At 69.2% G+C, this 19,016-nt stretch carries 17 protein-coding genes; 8 read left to right on the forward strand and 9 right to left on the reverse strand.

Translation table 11 applies throughout. The annotated features are described in order from the left end of the window. Nucleotides 1-24: 24 nt before the first annotated feature. The 6 genes from murJ (at nt 25) to trxA (ending at nt 7,348) form a co-directional block, all read left to right on the forward strand. A complete protein-coding gene (gene murJ / locus OG562_RS21125; RefSeq protein ID WP_266400038.1) occupies nt 25-2,292 on the forward strand; it encodes a murein biosynthesis integral membrane protein MurJ in 2,268 nt (755 codons plus the stop codon). Between the two features lie 138 nt (nt 2,293-2,430). Continuing rightward, nucleotides 2,431-4,146 carry a protein kinase family protein gene (locus tag OG562_RS21130; protein ID WP_266400041.1) on the forward strand — a complete coding sequence of 572 codons (1,716 nt, stop codon included), beginning with the start codon at nt 2,431-2,433 and terminating at the stop codon, nt 4,144-4,146. Nucleotides 4,147-4,173: 27 nt separating this feature from the next. After that, nucleotides 4,174-4,899: an RNA polymerase sigma factor SigM gene (sigM, locus tag OG562_RS21135; RefSeq protein ID WP_266400044.1), complete on the forward strand. Its 726-nt coding sequence runs from the start codon at nt 4,174-4,176 to the stop codon at nt 4,897-4,899. Beyond that, nucleotides 4,896-5,828, forward strand: coding sequence for an anti-sigma factor (locus OG562_RS21140; RefSeq protein ID WP_266400047.1), 933 nt, complete (start codon nt 4,896-4,898; stop codon nt 5,826-5,828). Before sigM ends, OG562_RS21140 begins: the two co-directional genes overlap by 4 nt. Before the next feature lie 181 nt (nt 5,829-6,009). Continuing rightward, nucleotides 6,010-6,978 carry a thioredoxin-disulfide reductase gene (trxB, locus tag OG562_RS21145; RefSeq protein ID WP_266400049.1) on the forward strand — a complete coding sequence of 323 codons (969 nt, stop codon included), beginning with the start codon at nt 6,010-6,012 and terminating at the stop codon, nt 6,976-6,978. 37 nt (nt 6,979-7,015) lie between these two features. Further along, nucleotides 7,016-7,348, forward strand: a complete 333-nt coding sequence (gene trxA / locus OG562_RS21150; protein ID WP_266400051.1) for a thioredoxin — start codon at nt 7,016-7,018, stop codon at nt 7,346-7,348. Nucleotides 7,349-7,448: 100 nt separating this feature from the next. Here the strand turns inward: trxA and OG562_RS21155 are convergent, their stop codons facing one another. The 9 genes from OG562_RS21155 to rpmH form a co-directional block, all read right to left on the reverse strand. Continuing rightward, entirely contained in the window at nt 7,449-8,066 is a 618-nt protein-coding gene (locus OG562_RS21155; protein ID WP_266400052.1) for a GNAT family N-acetyltransferase, read from the reverse strand. A gap of 297 nt (nt 8,067-8,363) precedes the next feature. Further along, the gene (locus OG562_RS21160; protein ID WP_266400054.1) at nt 8,364-9,479 is read right to left on the reverse strand and encodes a ParB/RepB/Spo0J family partition protein; all 1,116 of its coding nucleotides are present in this window, start codon (nt 9,477-9,479) and stop codon (nt 8,364-8,366) included. After that, on the reverse strand, nt 9,476-10,549 hold the full coding sequence (locus OG562_RS21165) for an AAA family ATPase (protein WP_323187659.1): 1,074 nt from the start codon (nt 10,547-10,549) through the stop codon (nt 9,476-9,478). The genes OG562_RS21160 and OG562_RS21165 overlap by 4 nt, the downstream gene beginning before the upstream one ends. A gap of 339 nt (nt 10,550-10,888) precedes the next feature. After that, nucleotides 10,889-11,605, reverse strand: coding sequence for a 16S rRNA (guanine(527)-N(7))-methyltransferase RsmG (gene rsmG, locus OG562_RS21170; RefSeq protein ID WP_266400056.1), 717 nt, complete (start codon nt 11,603-11,605; stop codon nt 10,889-10,891). Nucleotides 11,606-11,723: 118 nt separating this feature from the next. Beyond that, entirely contained in the window at nt 11,724-12,236 is a 513-nt protein-coding gene (locus tag OG562_RS21175) for a R3H domain-containing nucleic acid-binding protein (protein WP_266400058.1), read from the reverse strand. Between the two features lie 15 nt (nt 12,237-12,251). Beyond that, nucleotides 12,252-13,535 (reverse strand): membrane protein insertase YidC, encoded by a 1,284-nt coding sequence (yidC, locus tag OG562_RS21180; protein ID WP_266400060.1) that lies wholly within the window; start codon nt 13,533-13,535, stop codon nt 12,252-12,254. Nucleotides 13,536-13,538: 3 nt separating this feature from the next. Next, nucleotides 13,539-13,892, reverse strand: coding sequence for a membrane protein insertion efficiency factor YidD (gene yidD, locus OG562_RS21185; protein ID WP_266400062.1), 354 nt, complete (start codon nt 13,890-13,892; stop codon nt 13,539-13,541). Further along, complete coding sequence (gene rnpA, locus OG562_RS21190; protein ID WP_266400064.1) at nt 13,889-14,260, reverse strand: ribonuclease P protein component; 372 nt, start codon at nt 14,258-14,260, stop codon at nt 13,889-13,891. The genes yidD and rnpA overlap by 4 nt, the downstream gene beginning before the upstream one ends. A 21-nt stretch (nt 14,261-14,281) precedes the next feature. Then, nucleotides 14,282-14,419 carry a 50S ribosomal protein L34 gene (gene rpmH, locus OG562_RS21195; protein ID WP_005482975.1) on the reverse strand — a complete coding sequence of 46 codons (138 nt, stop codon included), beginning with the start codon at nt 14,417-14,419 and terminating at the stop codon, nt 14,282-14,284. 375 nt (nt 14,420-14,794) lie between these two features. On the opposite strand from rpmH, the gene dnaA reads away from it, so the two are divergent. Beyond that, nucleotides 14,795-16,777, forward strand: a complete 1,983-nt coding sequence (gene dnaA / locus OG562_RS21200) for a chromosomal replication initiator protein DnaA (protein WP_323187539.1) — start codon at nt 14,795-14,797, stop codon at nt 16,775-16,777. Nucleotides 16,778-17,801: 1,024 nt separating this feature from the next. Beyond that, nucleotides 17,802-18,932 carry a DNA polymerase III subunit beta gene (gene dnaN, locus OG562_RS21205; protein ID WP_266400066.1) on the forward strand — a complete coding sequence of 377 codons (1,131 nt, stop codon included), beginning with the start codon at nt 17,802-17,804 and terminating at the stop codon, nt 18,930-18,932. Nucleotides 18,933-19,016 lie beyond the last annotated feature (84 nt).

A 19,016-nucleotide genomic window follows, 5' to 3' on the forward strand; every position in this document is an offset into this window, starting at 1 on the left:
CCGGGACGATGAGGTGGGGTAACCATGAACGCGCCGTACGACGGTGACCGCGGCCAGGCCGCGGGCAGCTCGGGGTATCCCGAGGGCCCGCCGCCCGAGCACGGCCAGGTGCCGCCGCAGCACCCCGCGGACATGTACCTCCAGGACGCCTACGACCAGGATCCCTACCGGGCCCAGGACCTCACCGCGCAGGACCCGGTCGCCGAGGCGCTCTACGACCGCGCCGCGCACCCCCCGCCGCCCCCGGAGGCGTACCCGCCGCAGCAGCCGCTGTACGGGCAGCCTCCGCAGTCTCCCTACGCACCCGACCCGCGGGTGTGGGCGCAGACCCCGGCGCCCGAGCCGGAGGGCCCGACCCAGTACCTGCCGTACGGCGACAACCCGCGCACGACCCAGTTCGTGGGCGTGGACGACCTGGTGACGCACTCCGGCGAGGACCGGCACGAGCCCGACGCCTTCGCGCATCTCTTCCGGGACCAGCAGCAGGGCGGCGCCCACCCGTCGGCGCAGTCCCCGTCGGTTCCCGGCCCGGCAGCGGCGCCGGTCGCGCCGCAGTACCAGTCGCCGGCGGCTCCGTCACCGGCGGCCGACCAGACCATGAACCTCACGGCCACGCCGGCCGCGACGCCCGCCCCGGAGCCCACTCCCGCCGCGAAGAAGGGCGGCCGGGCCTCGGGCCTGCTGAAGTCCAGCGCGGTGATGGCGGCAGGCACGATGGTCTCGCGCCTCACCGGCTTCGTCCGCTCCGCGCTGATCGTCTCTGCCCTCGGCGTCGGCCTGCTCGGCGACACCTTCCAGGTCGCCTACCAGCTGCCGACGATGATCTACATCCTGACCGTCGGCGGCGGCCTCAACTCCGTCTTCGTCCCGCAGCTCGTGCGGGCCATGAAGGAGGACGAGGACGGCGGCGAGGCGTACGCCAACCGGCTGCTGACCCTGGTCATGGTGGCGCTGGGCGTGCTCACGGTCGGCGCGGTCGCCGGCGCCCCCGTCCTGATCCGCCTTCTGTCCGACCCGGTCGCCAGCGACCCGGCGGCCAACCAGGTCGGCATCACCTTCGTCCGCTACTTCCTGCCCTCGATCTTCTTCATGGGCGTCCACGTCGTGATGGGGCAGATCCTCAACGCGCGCGGGAAGTTCGGCGCGATGATGTGGACGCCGGTCCTGAACAACATCGTCATCATCGTGACGCTGGGCATGTTCATCTGGGTCTACGGCACCGCCGCCGACTCCGGCATGAAGGTCACGTCCATCCCGCCGGAGGGCGAGCGGCTCCTCGGCGTCGGCGTGCTGCTGGGCCTGGTCGTCCAGGCCCTGGCGATGATCCCGTACCTGCGCGAGACGGGCTTCCGGCTGCGGCTGCGCTTCGACTGGCGGGGCCACGGTCTCGGCAAGGCCGTGACCCTCGCCAAGTGGACCTTCCTGTTCGTCCTCGCCAACCAGGCGGGCGCGATCGTCGTCTCCCAGCTGTCCACCGCGGCCGGCAAAGACTCGCCCGTCGACGGCACCGGCTTCGCCGCCTACGCCAACGCCCAGCTGATCTGGGGCCTGCCGCAGGCCATCATCACCGTCTCCCTGATGGCCGCCCTGCTGCCCCGCATCTCGCGCTCGGCGGCCGAGGGCGACGCCGGCGCCGTCCGCGACGACATCTCCCAGGGACTGCGCACCACCGCCGTCGCGATCGTGCCCATCTCCTTCGGCTTCCTCGCACTCGGCATCCCGATGTGCACCCTGATCTTCGGCTCCTCCGGCACCAGCGAGGCCACGAACATGGGCTTCATGCTGATGGCCTTCGGCCTCGGCCTGATCCCCTACTCCGTGCAGTACGTCGTCCTGCGCGCCTTCTACGCCTACGAGGACACCCGCACGCCCTTCTACAACACCGTCATCGTGGCCGCGGTCAACGCGACCGCCTCGGCGGTCTGTTACTTCGTGCTCCCGGCCCGCTGGGCGGTGGCCGGGATGGCCGCCGCCTACGGACTGGCGTACGCGATCGGCGTCGGCGTCGCCTGGAACCGGCTGCGCAAGCGGCTCGGCGGCGACCTCGACGGCTCCCACGTCCTGCGGACGTACGCCAGGCTGTGCATCGCCTCCGTACCGGCGGCGCTGCTCAGCGGCGCCGCCTGCTACGGCATCGGACACACCCTGGGGCAGGGTGTTCTCGGCTCCTTCGCCGCACTGCTCGCGGGCGGGGCCCTGCTGCTCGGCACCTTCTTCGTCGCCGCCCGCCGCATGCGCATCGAGGAGCTCAACTCGCTCGTCGGTATGGTGCGCGGACGCCTGGGTCGCTGAGACAGGGGGTAGGCGCACAACCATCGTCCACCGCCGCGTGTCGTGCATAGCGGCGGACTGTGGGCACAATTGGGTTCGGCGTCGGACGGCGCGCACGAGGTCGAACGGCGCGCAATGGATGGGGAGGCAGGAACGACGGTGGCGGAACGGAGTACGGCTGCCGTCGACGTGGCAGACAACAGCGGTGACGAACCGCTGACCGCGCAGGCGGACCAGTCCACGGCCGACGGGGTGGCCCAGAACCGGGAGCAGGACACGGACAGCGACGAGGCACAGGGGAGCGACGGGACCGAACGTCTCGAGAAGGCCTCGGCGCCAGAACTGCACAGCGGGCACAAACTGGCCAGACGCTACCGCCTCGAAGAGTGCGTCACCCGTCTGGACGGCTTCAGCAGTTGGCGAGCGGTCGACGAGAAACTCCGTCGTGCCGTGGGCGTCCACGTGCTGCCGGCGGACCATGTCCGGGCGCGTTCGGTGCTGGCCGCGGCCCGCTCCTCGGCGCTGCTCGGCGACCCTCGCTTCGTGCAGGTGCTGGACGCTGTCGAGGAGAACGACCTCGTCTACGTCGTCCACGAGTGGCTGCCCGACGCCACCGAGCTGACCGCGCTGTTCGCGGCCGGCCCGTTGGAGCCCCACGACGCCTACCAGATGGTCAGTCAGATCGCCTCCGCCATGGCCGCCGCGCACCGCGAAGGCCTGTCGCATCTGCGCCTGAACCCCAACGCCGTGCTGCGCACCTCCTCGGGCCAGTGGCGCATCCGCGGCCTCGCCGTGAACGCCGCCCTGCGCGGCATCACCTCAGACACCCCGCAGCGCACCGACACCGAGGCGATCGGCGCCCTGCTGTACGCGTCGCTCACCCAGCGCTGGCCGTACGAGAACGACGCCTACGGCCTGTCCGGGCTGCCCAAGGACGTCGGGCTGATCGCCCCCGACCAGGTACGCGCCGGCGTCCACCGGGGCCTGTCGGAGCTGGCCATGCGCGCCCTCGTCAACGACGGGGCGACCGCCTCCCGGCACGAGGCCGCGTGCACCACGCCGGAGGAACTGGTGAAGGCGATCAGCGAGATGCCCCGCATCCGCCCGCCGGAGCCCGCGTTCACCGCACCCCCGGAGTACCAGCGCACGACGTACCAGCAGGGCACCTACGGCCGCCCCGCACCGCATCCGGGCGTCACCCAGCCGGTGCCGACCCCGCCGCCCCCGCTGCAGAGCCGTACCGGCCGGGCGCTGAAGTGGGCGGTCTCCGCGCTGCTCATCGCCGCCCTCGGCCTGGGCAGCTGGCAGCTCGCGGACGCCCTGATGGACCAGAGCAAGTCCGACGAGACGAACAAGACGCAGACCACCGACGACGGCGACAAGAACAGCGCCGCGCCCAAGCCGGTCAAGACGCTCAAGATCCAGGACGCCGCCGAGTACTACCCGGACGGCAAGCCCCAGCACGCCGGCGACGCGAAGCTCACCTACGACGGCGACAGCTCCACGTACTGGCGGTCGTACTCCTTCGAAGCCGGGCCGGTGCTGGCCCCGTACAAGCAGGGCGTGGGCATCGTCTACGACCTCGGCTCCGCGCAGAGCGTGTCGGCCGCTTCGATAGGGCTGCACTACGGCGGCCCGTACACGGCGGCCACGCTGTACGCGGCCGATTCGCTCTCGTCGTCGGCTTCGCTCAGCTCCATGAAGAAGATCGCCGACGGTCGGACCAACGGTGAAGAACTGAAGATCTCCGCCAAGACGCCGGTGAAGACGCGGTACGTTCTCGTATGGATCACCGCCGCGCCCTACTCGGGGCAGGACCAGTACAGCGGCACCGGCTACAAGCAGGCCATCACGGACGTGAAGTTCACGGGCTGACGTCTCACCGGAGGGGGAGGAGGTCCGATGGCGGAAGGCGCCGGATATGACGCGGCGAACGACCAGGACCTCCTCGCCCGCCATGTCGAGGGCGACCCCGAGGCCTTCGGTGAGCTTGTAAGGCGTCACCGCGACCGGCTCTGGGCGGTGGCCCTGCGGACGCTGGGAGACCGCGAGGAGGCCGCTGACGCCGTCCAGGACGCCCTGGTGTCCGCCTACCGGGCCGCCCACACCTTCCGAGGCCAGTCCGCCGTCACCACATGGCTCCACCGCATCACGGTGAACGCCTGTCTGGACCGGGCCCGCAAGATGGCCTCCCGCAAGACCTCGCCGGTCGACGACGCCGAGCGCCTGGAGCAGCTGCTGGAGCCACACGAGTCGGCCTCGGCCCCCGCGGAGCGCAATGATCTGCACCGCCAGCTCCTCGAGGCGCTGGGCACGCTCCCGCCCGACCAGCGGGCCGCCCTCGTCCTGGTGGACATGCAGGGCTACCCGGTCGCCGAGGCCGCCCGCATCCTCGACGTGCCGACCGGAACAGTGAAGAGCCGCTGTGCCCGAGGCAGAGCCAGACTTCTGCCGCTGCTCACCCATCTGCGGCCGGAAAACACCGGCGACGACAGAGAAAGAGGCGCAGGACGGAACCGGGCGCAGGGGACATCCGTCCCACCGGCAGCGGAACCTCGTGACGAGGGTCCGGACAGCGCCGGGACAGGCGATTCAGCTGCTGTGAAGGGCGGAGGTGGGCGAGCGTGACATCCACGACGGACACGACCGGGCACCCGGACGTCGCGGAGATCTCCGACCTCGCCGAGGGCCTGCTCGCCCCCTCCCGGAGCGCCGACGTCCGTCGGCACCTGGACGCCTGCGCACTCTGCGCGGACGTGCACGCCTCCCTGGAGGAGATCCGCGGTCTGCTCGGCACGCTCCCCGGTCCGCCGCGCATGCCGGACGAGATCGCCCAGCGCATCGATGCCGCCCTCGCCGCCGAGGCTCTCCTGACCGCCACGGCTCCGGAAGGCGGAGCGACGACGGAGAACGAGGACGCGGCGAAGACGAGTACCGCTCTCGCAGCCGACGCAGGCGCTCTCCATGTTTCACGTGAAACAACGGCCGCGACGGCCCGACCCACGGGGCACGCCCGCACCGCCTCCACCGGACCCGGCCGCAAGGACCACAAGGACCGCAAGCGGGCCGGACGCCGCAAGGTCGCCGTCCTGGGCACCGTCTTCACGGTTGCCGCCCTGGGGCTCGGTTCCGTCCTGGTGTCGTCGCTGACGGGCGGCGGGGGACCGGGCGGATCGGCGCATGGGCAACAGTCCACGGCCGCCGACACGTTCGCCGCGAGCAGTCTGGAACAACAGGTCACCGATCTCCTCGGCAAGTCCTCCGGCTCCCGCGCCCCGCACAGCCTGGGCGTCGAGAACGAGCCCGACTCCGCGACGCCCAAGATTCTCCGGGAGCCCACGGTCCCCCCTTGTGTGCAGAAGGGCATCGGACAGAGCGACGCGGCTCTCGCCACCGAGGAGGGCACGTACCAGGGAAGGGACGCCCTGCTCGTGGTGCTGCCCGACGCCTCCGACAGCACCCGGATCACCGTCTATCTCATGGACGCGACCTGCGTGCAGCACCCCTCGACCGGCACCGCCAAGGTGCTGCTGAAGGACTCCTACACCCGAAGCTGACGCGCGACGCGTCGGCCCCTTCCTGCATGGCGTCTCCCGTCGCCTCTCCCCTACGAGGTCCTCCCTTCGTGTGCCCGGACACACCGGGAATGCACGCCCCTTAGGATCCGTTGGGTGGGGTGAGAGTTCAGAGCAGCTCCCACCGGTCGATCGACGCAGACCAGAGACGAGGAACCAAGCCGTGAGCGACGTCCGAAACGTGATCATCATCGGCTCCGGGCCCGCCGGCTACACGGCGGCCCTCTACACCGCGCGCGCGTCGCTGAAGCCGCTGGTGTTCGAAGGTGCCGTCACCGCGGGCGGCGCCCTGATGAACACCACCGAGGTGGAGAACTTCCCCGGCTTCCAGGACGGCATCATGGGCCCCGAGCTCATGGACAACATGCGCGCGCAGGCGGAGCGCTTCGGCGCCGAGCTCATCCCGGACGACATCGTCAACGTCGACCTGACCGGTGAGATCAAGACCGTCACGGACACCGCGGGCACCGTCCACCGGGCGAAGGCCGTCATCGTCACGACCGGCTCCCAGCACCGCAAGCTCGGACTGCCGAACGAGGACGCCCTCTCCGGCCGTGGGGTCTCCTGGTGCGCCACCTGTGACGGGTTCTTCTTCAAGGACCAGGACATCGCCGTGATCGGCGGCGGCGACACGGCGATGGAGGAGGCGACCTTCCTCTCGCGCTTCGCCAAGTCCGTGACGATCGTCCACCGCCGGGACAGCCTGCGCGCCTCCAAGGCGATGCAGGAGCGCGCGTTCGCCGACCCGAAGATCAAGTTCGTCTGGGACAGCGAGGTCGCCGAGATCCAGGGCGACCAGAAGCTCGCGTCGCTCAAGCTGCGCAACCTCAAGACCGGCGAGCTCTCCGACCTTGCGGTCACCGGCCTGTTCATCGCGATCGGCCACGACCCGCGCACCGAGCTCTTCAAGGGCCAGCTCGACCTCGACGAGGAGGGCTACCTCAAGGTCGCCGCGCCCTCGACCCGGACGAACCTGACAGGCGTCTTCGCCGCCGGCGACGTGGTGGACCACACCTACCGCCAGGCGATCACCGCGGCCGGCACCGGCTGTTCCTCCGCTCTCGACGCCGAGCGCTTCCTCGCCGCCCTCGCGGACGAGGAGCAGGCCGAGCCTGCGAAGACCTCCGTCTGATCCCCTCTCTCCCACCGCACAGAATGAAGGAGCCCCTGTGGCCGGCACCCTGAAGAATGTGACCGACGCCGACTTCGACGAGGTCGTCCTCAAGAGCGACAAGCCCGTCCTGGTGGACTTCTGGGCCGAGTGGTGCGGTCCGTGCCGCCAGATCGCTCCCTCCCTCGAGGCCATCGCCGCCGAGCACGGCGACAAGATCGAGATCGTCAAGCTCAACATCGACGAGAACCCGACGACGGCCGCCAAGTACGGCGTCATGTCGATCCCGACCCTGAACGTCTACCAGGGCGGCGAGGTCGCCAAGACGATCGTCGGGGCCAAGCCGAAGGCCGCGCTCGTCCGCGACCTCGAGGGCTTCATCGCCGAGTGACGCGCTGAGCCGTCGAACCGACGGCAATGTTTCACGTGAAACATCGATGGGCCGACCCGCAAGGGTCGGCCCATTCGCGTACTCAGACTCACTCCCGTACTCAGAGCGGTCGCAGCGCAGGCTCCTTCTGGACCGCCCCCAACAGCCGGTCGAGCGCCATCTCCACGTCTTCCTTCCAGGAGAGCGTGGTCCGCAGTTCCAGCCTCAGTCGAGGATGGGTGGGATGGAATCGCACCGTCTTGAAGCCCACCGCCAGCAGATGGTCGGCCGGAAGCATGCAGGACGGTTCCTTCCAGCGGGCGTCGCCGAACGCCTCGATCGCCTTGAAGCCCCGCCGCAGCAGGTCCTTGGCAACAGTCTGGACCATCACCCGGCCCAGCCCCTGGCCCTGGTAGCCCGGCATGATGAACGCGGTCATCAGCTGCACCGCGTCCGGCGACACGGGGCTCGTGGGGAACGCCGTCGAGCGGGGGACGTATGCCGGCGGCGCGTAGAGCACGAAGCCCACGGGAACGTCGTCGACATAGACGACCCGGCCGCAGGACCCCCAGTCCAACAGGACGGCGGAGATCCAGCCCTCCTTCTCCACTGCTGCCGTGCCCGACCTCAGCGCGGCCGCACCGCTGACGGGGTCCAGCTCCCAGAAGACGCACGAGCGACAGCGCTTGGGAAGGTCTTGAAGGTTGTCCAGCGTGAGCGGTACGAGCCGACGCCCCATGAAGGCTGTTCCTCGCTTCCGTCGCCCGCAGCGTCGCGAGCGGCTGTCAGAGCGCTCCGTTCCCTGAGCAGGCTGCCGACGAAGCCGCCGACCGCGCCCAGCCCCAATCCCGCGCTCACCAGTCCGGTCCGGCTCATCGTTCGCAAGGCCCCCGCCTCCCACTCCGAGGTGCTGCCAGGTGGATGCGCCCTACCTCATCGCATCGTATCGACGATGCGATTGCATCGATACCGACCGAAAGCAAAGAGCGAGCCGTGTTCCGGTACACACCGGACACGGCTCGCTCACAGCACTCGCTCAGCCGTCCGTCTCCTCGGATCCGTCCGTCTCCTCGGAGTCGCCGTCCACGAGGCCCTTCTGCAGGACGGGTCCCTCACCGGGGGCCAGTGTGCCGAGGATGCGCTCGAGGTCCTCCATGGAGGCGAACTCGACGGTGATCTTGCCCTTCTTCTGCCCCAGGTCGACCTTCACCCGTGTCTCGAAGCGGTCCGAGAGCCGGGTCGCGAGATCGGTCAGCGCCGGGGAGACCCGACCACCGGCCCGCGGGCCCTTGGAGCGCTGGGCCGTCTGTGGGCGCGAACCCATGAGGGTCACGATCTCCTCGACGGCCCGCACCGAGAGCCCCTCGGCCACGATCCGGTGGGCCAGCCGGTCCTGCTCCTCCGAGTCGTCCACGGAGAGCAGCGCCCGGGCATGGCCGGCGGAGAGGACTCCGGCGGCGACCCGACGCTGGACCGCCGGCGAGAGCTTCAGCAGGCGCAGGGTGTTGGAGACCTGCGGACGGGACCGGCCGATGCGGTCCGCCAACTGGTCGTGCGTGCAGTTGAAGTCCCTCAGCAGCTGGTCGTAGGCGGCCGCCTCTTCCAGCGGGTTCAGCTGAGCCCGGTGGAGGTTCTCCAGCAGGGCGTCCAGAAGCAGCTTCTCGTCGTCCGTGGCCCGCACGATCGCCGGGATCGCCTCCAGGCCCGCCTCCCGGCAGGCCCGCCAGCGCCGCTCGCCCATGATGAGCTCATAGCGCGTGGGACCGGTCTGCCGTACGACGACCGGCTGGAGGAGACCTACCTCCTGGATGGAGGTGATCAGCTCGTGCAGCGCATCCTCGTCGAAGACCTCGCGCGGCTGACGGGGGTTCGGCGTGATGTCGTCGAGCGGGATCTCGGCGAAGTGCGCACCGATGGGCGGCGGCGGCATCTCCAGGACGCCGTTCGCCGACAGCTCCTCTGTTTCACGTGAAACCGGCGGCAGCGTGGCCACCTTCGCCGCGGCCACCCCGCGGTCGGTCGTCAGGACCGGGACAGCGGCGGGGGACGTAGAGCCCCCGCCGACCGCGGCCTGCGCCGGGTTCTTCTCGGTCGGGGCAGCAGGGATCAGTGCGCCAAGCCCACGGCCCAACCCCCTCCGTCGCTCACTCACTGGATCCCCTCCACCATGTTCGGGTTGTTCTGGGCGCCGATATGGGCGTGGGTGGCGTCGTAACTGATCCCCACTCCCCTCAGCGCGATCTCTCGTGCCGCCTCAAGATAGGAGAGGGCGCCGCTCGATCCCGGATCGTAGGTCAGCACCGTCTGCCCATAGCTCGGCGCCTCGGAGATACGGACCGAGCGAGGAATGCTCGTCCGCAGCACCTCCTCGCCGAAGTGGGTGCGCACCTCTTCCGCGACCTGTGACGCGAGACGCGTCCGGCCGTCGTACATGGTGAGCAGGATGGTCGACACATGCAGCGTGGGGTTGAGGTGCCCCCGTACCAGGTCGACGTTGCGCAGCAACTGGCCCAGGCCCTCCAGCGCGTAGTACTCGCACTGAATCGGGATGAGGACCTCCGCGCCGGCCACCAGTGCGTTGACCGTCAGAAGGCCGAGCGAGGGCGGACAGTCGATGAGGATGTAGTCCAGAGGCTGCTCATATGCCTGGATCGCCCGCTGCAGTCGGCTCTCTCGTGCCACCAGGGAGACCAGCTCGATCTCCGCACCGGCGAGATCGATCGTGGCGGGGGCGCAGAAGAGGCCTTCGACATCGAGGACCGGCTGGACGACCTCCGCCAGTGGTCGACTGTCGACCAGCACGTCATAGATGGACGGGACCTCGGCGTGGTGGTCGATCCCCAGGGCGGTGGAGGCATTGCCCTGCGGGTCGAGGTCGACCACCAGGACACGGCCCCCGTGCAGGGCCAGGGAAGCGGCAAGGTTGACGGTCGTCGTCGTCTTGCCCACTCCGCCCTTCTGGTTGGCGACCACCATGATGCGGGTCTGCTCGGGGCGTGGCAGACCTTCGCCTGCGCGGCCCAGAGCTTCTACCGCCAGTTGGGCAGCACGACCGATCGGAGTGTCGTCCATGGGGGGCGGTGTTTCACGTGAAACATCCTCCCCCAGGGACTCGGTGCGGGGACCGGGGACCGGATCGGTCATCGGTCCCGCGATGTTGGCGTCGGACCGCAAGGATTCACTCTCCTCGACTTCAAGCTCGCAATGAACAGAGCCTGCCATGCCTTCGGGGTCATGAACCAGTGAGGCCTGGTGTTCTGTGGAGAAATCCACCTCTGTGGACAACTCCCGTCCCGTATCGAGTGAAGCGACGGGCTTATCGAGGGAACCGAGAGGCTTGCGGTCGCGGGGTTCGGCTGCGGCGCGACCGCGGCTGATGATGCCGTGGAGCAGGGAGCGACGTTTCACGTGAAACACGATGCACAGCGCGCGCGGCCGGATCTTCGCGACACTCCGCGCCGCAGAGGTTGGGAAGCTTGTGTGGAGTACATCTCGTCGTCAGGGCGATCACGCCCCTCCGCCCCGTGAGGCGGCCGTGAGGTACTCCACACCAGCGTCCGGTCAGCGGCGGCGGCGCGTGCGGCCGGTGCGGGCAGCCTTGGCCCGTTTGGCCGCGAACCGTACACCGCCGGGGCTCTCCCCGACCTCGACCCGCACCACCGTGGAGAGGGGGTCGACCACTCCTTCGCCGACATGCAGGATCGAGGTGCTCACCGCGCCGAGTTTGCTCAGTGCGGTGGCCGCGCTCTTGAGCTCCTCCTCGGCGGTGTCACCCTTGAGTGCAAGCATCTCGCCGTAGGGACGCAGCAGCGGGATGCCCCAGGTGGCGAGACGGTCCAGGGGCGCCACGGCGCGGGCGGTCACCACATGGACCGGCTGGAGCTTGCCCATGACCTCCTCGGCGCGGCCGCGCACCACGGTCACATGGTCCAGGCCGAGGAGCTCGACGACCTCGCTCAGGAAGTTCGTGCGCCGCAGGAGCGGCTCCAGCAGGGTGATCTTCAGGTCCTCACGCATCAGCGCGAGGGGGATGCCCGGCAGGCCGGCGCCCGAGCCGACGTCGCACACCGTCACGTCTTCGGGCACGGCCTCGGAGAGCACCGCGCAGTTCAGGATGTGCCTCTCCCACAGGCGGGGCACCTCACGTGGGCCGATGAGCCCACGCTGCACGCCTGCCTCGGCCAGCAGCTCGGCGTATCGGACCGCATCAGGGAAGCGATCACCGAATACCTCGCGTGCCACCTCGGGCGCAGGGGGGAGCTCCGCTGCCTCCGTCACGGGGACCGTCCTTCCGTACCGCATCAGCGCATTGAGCGCCGACCACCAGAACTACCAGGCTGACAAAGATCGGCCCCGCCTGCGCAACAGACGGGGCCGGGGATACCTACGTACCGAATCAGTTGGGCAGCACGACGACGAAGCGCTGGGGCTCCTCGCCCTCGGACTCGCTGCGTAGACCGGCGGCCTTGACCGCGTCGTGGACGACCTTGCGCTCGAAGGGCGTCATCGGGTTCAGCTTCACCGGCTCGCCGCTGTTCTTCGCGTCGGCGGCCGCCTTGGCGCCCAGCTCGGAGAGCTCGGCGCGCTTCTGGGCGCGGTAGCCTGCGATGTCCAGCATCAGCCGGCTGCGGTCACCGGTCTCCCGGTGCACGGCCAGGCGCGTCAGCTCCTGCAGCGCCTCCAACACCTCGCCGTCCCGGCCGACCAGCTTCAGCAGGTCACGGGTGCCCGCGTCGCTGATGATCGACACAGAGGCGCGGTCGGCCTCGACGTCCATGTCGATGTCGCCGTCGAGATCGGCGATGTCCAGCAGACCCTCGAGGTAGTCCGCGGCGATCTCGCCCTCCTGCTCCAGGCGGGTCAGGGTGTCTGCACCCTCGGCGGCGGCGGAGGTGGTGCCTTCCGTCACGGGATGGGCTCCTTCTTACTTCTTGGACGGGGACTTGGGGCGCTGCGGGCCGCCCTTGCGCTGCCCGGACTGGGCCTTGCTGCGCCCACCGGCGCCGGGCTTGGAAGCGGCCTGCTGGGCGGCACCGGAGGGCTTCGCGTCCTCCGGCTCGTCGGACTTGCTCAGCGAGGTGGTCTCGCCGGCCGCCTTCGGGCCCCCGGACTGGCGCTGGGACTTCGACTGCCGCTTGGGCTGCTGACGCTTGGCGGCGGCGGCCGCCGCGGCCGAGGTCGTGGTCGTGCCGTCCTCGGTCTGGACCACGGTCTGGCCGTCGCTCTTCACCACGTTGCCGTCGGCCTGGGCCGCGAGGCCCGCCTTGGTCAGGCCGTTGATGAACTTGCGCTCGGCCTCGTTGCGGTCACGGCCCTTGGCGACGATGGCCTTGATGATGGTCCGCTCGCTGCGCCGACGGGTCTTGCCGTTGTGCGTGACGTGCTTGTACAGACGCTCCAGGTAAGCGGCCTGGGCCTTGGAACCCGGGGTCGGGTTGTTGCGGATGACGTACATCTGCTGGCCCATGGTCCACACGTTGGTGGTCAGCCAGTAGACGAGGACACCGACCGGGAAGTTGATGCCGAAGACGGCGAACATCACGGGGAAGACGTACATCAGCATCTTCTGCTGCTGCATGAACGGGGTCTTCACCGAGGTGTCGACGTTCTTCGTCATCAGCTGGCGCTGGGTGAAGAACTGCGACGCCGACATCAGGACGATCATGATCGCGGTGACCACGCGGACGTCGGTGAGCGAGGCGCCGAGCGCCTCCACCTTCGCCTGGCCGTCGGTGAACTTCGCGGCCAGCGGAGCACCGAAGATGTGCGCCTTCTGGGCGCTCTCCAGGAGCTTGTCGTTGATCACGCCGATGGTGTCGCCCGACGCGATGCCGTTGAGCACGTGGTACAGCGCGAAGAAGAACGGCGACTGCGCCAGGATGGGAAGGCACGAGGAGAGCGGGTTGGTGCCCGTCTCCTTGTACAGCTTCATCATCTCTTCGGACTGACGCTGTTTGTCGTTCTTGTAGCGCTCCTGGATCTTCTTCATCTCGGGCTGCAGCGTCTGCATGGCCCGGGTCGCCTTGATCTGCTTCACGAAGAGCGGGATCAGGCAGATGCGGATCAGGATCACCAGGGACACGATCGACAGGCCCCAGGCCCAGCCGGTGTCAGGGCCGAAGATGGCCCCGTACACCGAGTGGAACTGGACGATGACCCAGGAGACAGGTGTCGTGATGAAGCTGAAGAGGCTGGCAATCGTGTCCACTAATCATGCTCCTTGGGCATGGGACGGTGTCTCTGCGGCCGGGCTCGAGGAGGTATTCCCCTCGGTGGCCGTTTCGGCGGCGGAGGTCCCGCCCCTGCGTGCACGCCAGGCGTCCCGCAGCTTTTCGTGCCACCGCGGACGCTTCCGCGGTGGGACATGGTCCACACCCCCCGGCGACCACGGGTTGCACCGCAGGATCCGCCAGGCGGTGAGTGCCGTTCCCTTGACCGCACCGTGCCGGTCGATGGCCGTGTACCCGTAGTGGGAGCACGACGGGTAGTACCTGCACACCGGCCCGAGCAGCGGACTGATCGTCCACTGGTAGAGCTTGATCAGTGCCAGTAGCGGGTACTTCATCGCGCGCCCCCTCCCAGCAGCCGTTGAAGGGCGGCATCCAGGTCCTGGGTCAGCTGTGCGTGGTCGGCGTCGCCCGCGCCGGGCAGCGCCCGTACGACTACCAGGCTACCGGGGGGAAACAGGTCGACTCGGTCGCGCAGCAGATGGCGAAGCCTGCGCTTCACCTTGTTGCGCACGACCGAACCGCCCACGGCCTTGCTCACGACGAAACCCGCACGCGTCGGGGGAGCGCTCTCCCCAGGCGCGTGCGGGTCCGTGGCACCGCTTCGAAAATGGACGACGAGAGTCGGGCGTCCGGCCCGACGGCCCCGTCGTACTGCGGTCGCGAAGTCCTCGCGCCGCCTCAGCCGATGCTCGGTAGGCAGCACGACGTCATGACCTGATCAGAATCAGGCGGACAGGCTCGCGCGACCCTTGCTGCGGCGGTTCGCGAGAATCGCGCGGCCGGCACGGGTGCGCATCCGCAGGCGGAAGCCGTGGGTCTTCGCGCGGCGACGGTTGTTCGGCTGGAAGGTGCGCTTGCTCACTCGGGGGCTCCAGAGATAAATCGGTGGTGGCGGGGTGCCGTCCTGGCTGTCACCGTGCGCCCACGAGTAGCTCGCGTCACGCCCGAGTGCACCGCTTCCCGATCACCTGAAGCGATCTGTGCCCATCGGAGGCAGGCGGCAGCAGCCATCGACAACTCGACCTGGTTACGGTACGCGCGGCTACGCCATCCGGTCAAACCGGCGGCCGTCGAGAGACACTGTCCACAGCCTGGGGACAACAACTTGAACCGCAGCCGTCGCCCTGACTACCGTGGCTGAACTCCGATTCGTTCCTTTGTCCCTGTCCCCACCCGATATGAATCCCGATTCGTCCCGCAACCACACGTTCGTGGGACCCACGAGAGAGCGTGCCCTGTGGCTGACGTGCCTGCCGATCTTGCCGCAGTGTGGCCACGAGTGCTGGAGCAGCTCCTCGGTGAGGGCCGGGGCCAGGGTGTCGAGGTGAAGGACGAGCACTGGATCCGGCGCTGTCAGCCGCTCGCGCTGGTCGCCGACACCGCCCTGCTCGCCGTACCGAACGAATTCGCGAAGGGCGTCCTCGAAGGGCGCCTCGCCCCGATCGTCAGCGAGACGCTGAGCCGTGAGTGCGGCCGTCCGATCCGCATCGCGATCACCGTGGACGACTCCGCGGGCGAGCCGCCGTCCCCGCCGGCGCCTCCCCTGCAGCAGTCGCGCTACGAGGAGCCCGAGCTCCCGTCCGGCCAGTACGACGGCGGCCAGGACCGCGGCCGCTACGACAACGGCTACGAGAGCCAGTACGAGGGCTACGGCCGGCACCGCGCCGAACAGCTGCCGCCCACGCCCGGCGACCAGTTGCCCGGCTCGCGCCAGGACCAGCTGCCCACCGCGCGGCCCGCTTACCCTTCCGAGTACCAGCGCCCCGAGCCCGGCGCCTGGCCGCGGCCGCCGCAGCAGGACGAGTACAGCTGGCAGCAGCAGCGGCTCGGCTTCCCCGAGCGCGACCCGTACGCGTCGCCGTCGCAGGACTCCTACGGGCCTCCCTCGCAGGACCCGTACGGCTCTCCGTCCCAGGACTACCGTCCCCAGCCGATGGACCGGCAGGGCATGGACCGGCCGCCGTACGACCCGTCGCCGTACGAGCAGAAACGGTCGCACTACGGTCAGGGCGACCAGGGTCGCGAACAGGGCGGTCCGCGCGACGGCGGGCGGCGGGACTTGTCCGAGTCCTCGGGCGGCTCGGATCACCCGCACCGCGGCGGTCCGGGCGGCCCCGGCCGACCCGGCGTAGGCGCGGGCGGACCCTCGGGCGGGCAGCCCGCGCCGGGCAGCGGACCCGGTGAGCCGACCGCGCGGCTGAACCCGAAGTACCTCTTCGACACGTTCGTCATCGGCGCCTCGAACCGCTTCGCGCACGCGGCCGCGGTCGCCGTCGCCGAGGCGCCCGCGAAGGCGTACAACCCCCTCTTCATCTACGGGGAGTCGGGGCTCGGCAAGACGCACCTGCTGCACGCGATCGGGCACTACGCGCGCAGCCTCTACCCCGGCACGCGCGTGCGGTACGTGAGCTCGGAGGAGTTCACCAACGAGTTCATCAACTCGATCCGCGACGGCAAGGGCGACAGCTTTCGCAAGCGGTACCGCGAGATGGACATCCTGCTCGTCGACGACATCCAGTTCCTGGCGGACAAGGAGTCGACGCAGGAGGAGTTCTTCCACACCTTCAACACGCTCCACAACGCCAACAAGCAGATCGTGCTGTCCAGCGACCGGCCGCCGAAGCAGTTGGTCACGCTGGAGGACCGGCTGCGCAACCGTTTCGAGTGGGGGCTGATCACCGACGTCCAGCCGCCCGAGCTGGAGACCCGGATCGCGATCCTCCGCAAGAAGGCGGTCCAGGAGCAGCTCAACGCCCCGCCGGAGGTCCTGGAGTTCATCGCGTCCCGCATCTCTCGCAACATCCGCGAGCTGGAGGGTGCGCTGATCCGGGTGACGGCGTTCGCGTCGCTCAACCGGCAGCCGGTGGACCTCGGTCTGACGGAGATCGTCCTGAAGGACCTGATGCCCGGCGGCGAGGACTCGGCGCCCGAGATCACGTCCACGGCCATCATGAGCGCGACCGCCGACTACTTCGGGCTCACGGTCGAGGACCTGTGCGGCACCTCGCGCGGGCGGGCGCTGGTCACCGCCCGGCAGATCGCCATGTATCTGTGCCGCGAGCTCACCGACCTGTCACTGCCGAAGATCGGCGCGCTGTTCGGCGGCCGCGACCATACGACGGTCATGCACGCGGACCGCAAGATCCGCAACCTGATGGCCGAGCGCCGCTCCATCTACAACCAGGTGACCGAGCTGACCAACCGCATCAAGGCCGGCTGAGACACCGGCCGACCACGACACCGATCGACCGGGACACCGACCGACCGCGAGACAGATCGGCTGAGACACCGGCATACGGCGCCGAGGGCGTCCCTGGGAGCGATCCCGGGGACGCCCTTCGTCGTGCCGAGGGAGCGCCCTCGGTCGCTCGCAGCGGCCCTCTTCGCCCCGTCACGACCCCCGAAGGACGTCCTTCGGGGGTCCGCGCCCCGGGCGACCGCTCGTCCGCCGGTCATCCGCTGTTCGATTACCTGCCGGGTTACGGCCACTCTCCACAGATTCGCCGACTTTTTCCCGTCCACACCCTGGGGACCGGGAAGTTGTCCAGATCGCTGTCCACAGACCCCCCTGGTGATAGACCATCAGACCAGGTCAACAGGCTGTGGATTCGTGGACGAAGGATCTCCACAGGCTGTGGACGAAGAAATGATCCACACCCTGTGTACAAAGTTGTCCACCGGGTGACCCACAGGCTGTAGCCGGTTGTCCCCAGGGATCACCGACTTCTCCACACCTCTGTCCACTGTTCGGCAACGCGACGCGCCCCCTCACCGAGTCGAGTGAAAGGCGTCACACGAAGCTGCCGCCTTGCCCTGTGGGAAACGGGGCCAAACCTGGGGACGCAGCTGGGGACAAGTGGCCCCTCCCTGTGCACGGAGTGTGCAGAACTTTCTGTTCTCCACAGAAGGCCCCGGTTGTCCACCGCCTCCACCCACAGGGTCGGTGGACAAAATATCGCCTCTGAGCTGGGAAAACGGGGTTATCCACGGTTTCCACAGCCCCTACTACTACTCCCAACTAGAGAGAGCGAGGAATCCGTTTAGAAGGGGGTCCTGTGCACAACTCGCTCTTCGGTGCCCGACTGCCCCTCATCACGACTTGACCCCGAGCGGCACCTACTGTCAGTGGTGTGCGTCAGACTGGTCCCCGGTGGTCCTTCCCCTCACAGGGACCGACGACACCGAGTCAGACGACGAAGGCCAGGCAGGGCGAGAAGCGCCGGCAACAGCAGGAGGCGGCAAGAGTGAAGATCCGGGTGGAACGCGACGTACTCGCAGAGGCAGTGGCCTGGGCGGCGCGCAGCCTTCCGGCCCGTCCGCCGGCGCCGGTCCTCGCGGGCCTGCTGCTGAAGGCCGAGGACGGCCAGCTGAGCCTGTCCAGCTTCGACTACGAGGTCTCCGCGCGGGTGTCGCTGGAGGCGGAGGTCGAGGAGGAGGGCACGGTCCTCGTCTCCGGCCGGCTGCTCGCCGACATCTGCCGTGCCCTGCCCAACCGGCCGGTGGAGATCTCCACAGACGGTGTACGGGCGACGGTGGTCTGCGGCTCCTCGCGCTTCACGCTCCACACCCTGCCGGTGGAGGAGTACCCGTCGCTGCCGCAGATGCCGAACGCGACGGGCACGGTTCCCGGCGAGGTCTTCGCCTCCGCGGCCGCCCAGGTCGCCATCGCCGCCGGCCGTGACGACACGCTGCCCGTGCTGACCGGTGTGCGCATCGAGATCGAGGGCGACACGGTCACGCTGGCCTCCACCGACCGCTACCGCTTCGCGGTCCGTGAGTTCCTGTGGAAGCCGGAGAACCCGGAGACGTCCGCGGTCGCGCTGGTGCCCGCCAAGACGCTCCTGGACACCGCCAAGGCCCTCACGAGCGGCGACAGCGTCATCCTGGCGCTGTCCGGCTCCGGCTCGGGCGAAGGCCTGATCGGCTTCGAGGGCGCGGGCCGTCGTACGACGACGCGGCTGCTGGAGGGCGACCTCCCGAAGTACCGCACGCTGTTCCCGACCGAGTTCAACTCCGTCGCCGTGATCGAGACCGCCCCTTTCGTGGAGGCCGTCAAGCGTGTGGCCCTGGTCGCCGAGCGCAACACCCCGGTGCGGCTCAGCTTCGAGCAGGGCGTGCTCATCCTGGAGGCCGGCTCCAGCGACGACGCACAGGCTGTGGAGCGGGTCGACGCCCAGCTGGAGGGCGACGACATCTCGATCGCCTTCAACCCGACCTTCCTGCTGGACGGCCTGAGCGCCATCGACTCCCCGGTCGCCCAGCTGTCCTTCACGACGTCCACCAAGCCCGCGCTGCTCAGCGGCAAGCCGGCACTGGACGCGGAGGCCGACGAGGCCTACAAGTACCTGATCATGCCGGTGCGTCTCAGCGGCTGACCGGCTGGGGTGTGGGGGTCGTCCCCCACAAGATCGCGGTATGCCGGTGCGCCTCAGCGGTTGACCGGCTGACCGGTCGGCCGA

The sequence above is a fragment of the Streptomyces sp. NBC_01275 genome (genome assembly GCF_026340655.1).
Classification (GTDB): Bacteria; Actinomycetota; Actinomycetes; order Streptomycetales; family Streptomycetaceae; genus Streptomyces.

Bases quoted from the DNA above. Each gene is read 5' to 3' on its own strand.
- murJ (WP_266400038.1), top strand. From the start codon at position 25: ATGAACGCGCCGTACGACGGTGACCGCGGCCAGGCCGCGGGCAGCTCG.
- sigM (WP_266400044.1), top strand. From the start codon at position 4,174: ATGGCGGAAGGCGCCGGATATGACGCGGCGAACGACCAGGACCTCCTC.
- OG562_RS21155 (WP_266400052.1), bottom strand. From the start codon at position 8,066: ATGGGGCGTCGGCTCGTACCGCTCACGCTGGACAACCTTCAAGACCTT.
- OG562_RS21165 (WP_323187659.1), bottom strand. From the start codon at position 10,549: ATGGCAGGCTCTGTTCATTGCGAGCTTGAAGTCGAGGAGAGTGAATCC.
- yidD (WP_266400062.1), bottom strand. From the start codon at position 13,892: ATGAAGTACCCGCTACTGGCACTGATCAAGCTCTACCAGTGGACGATC.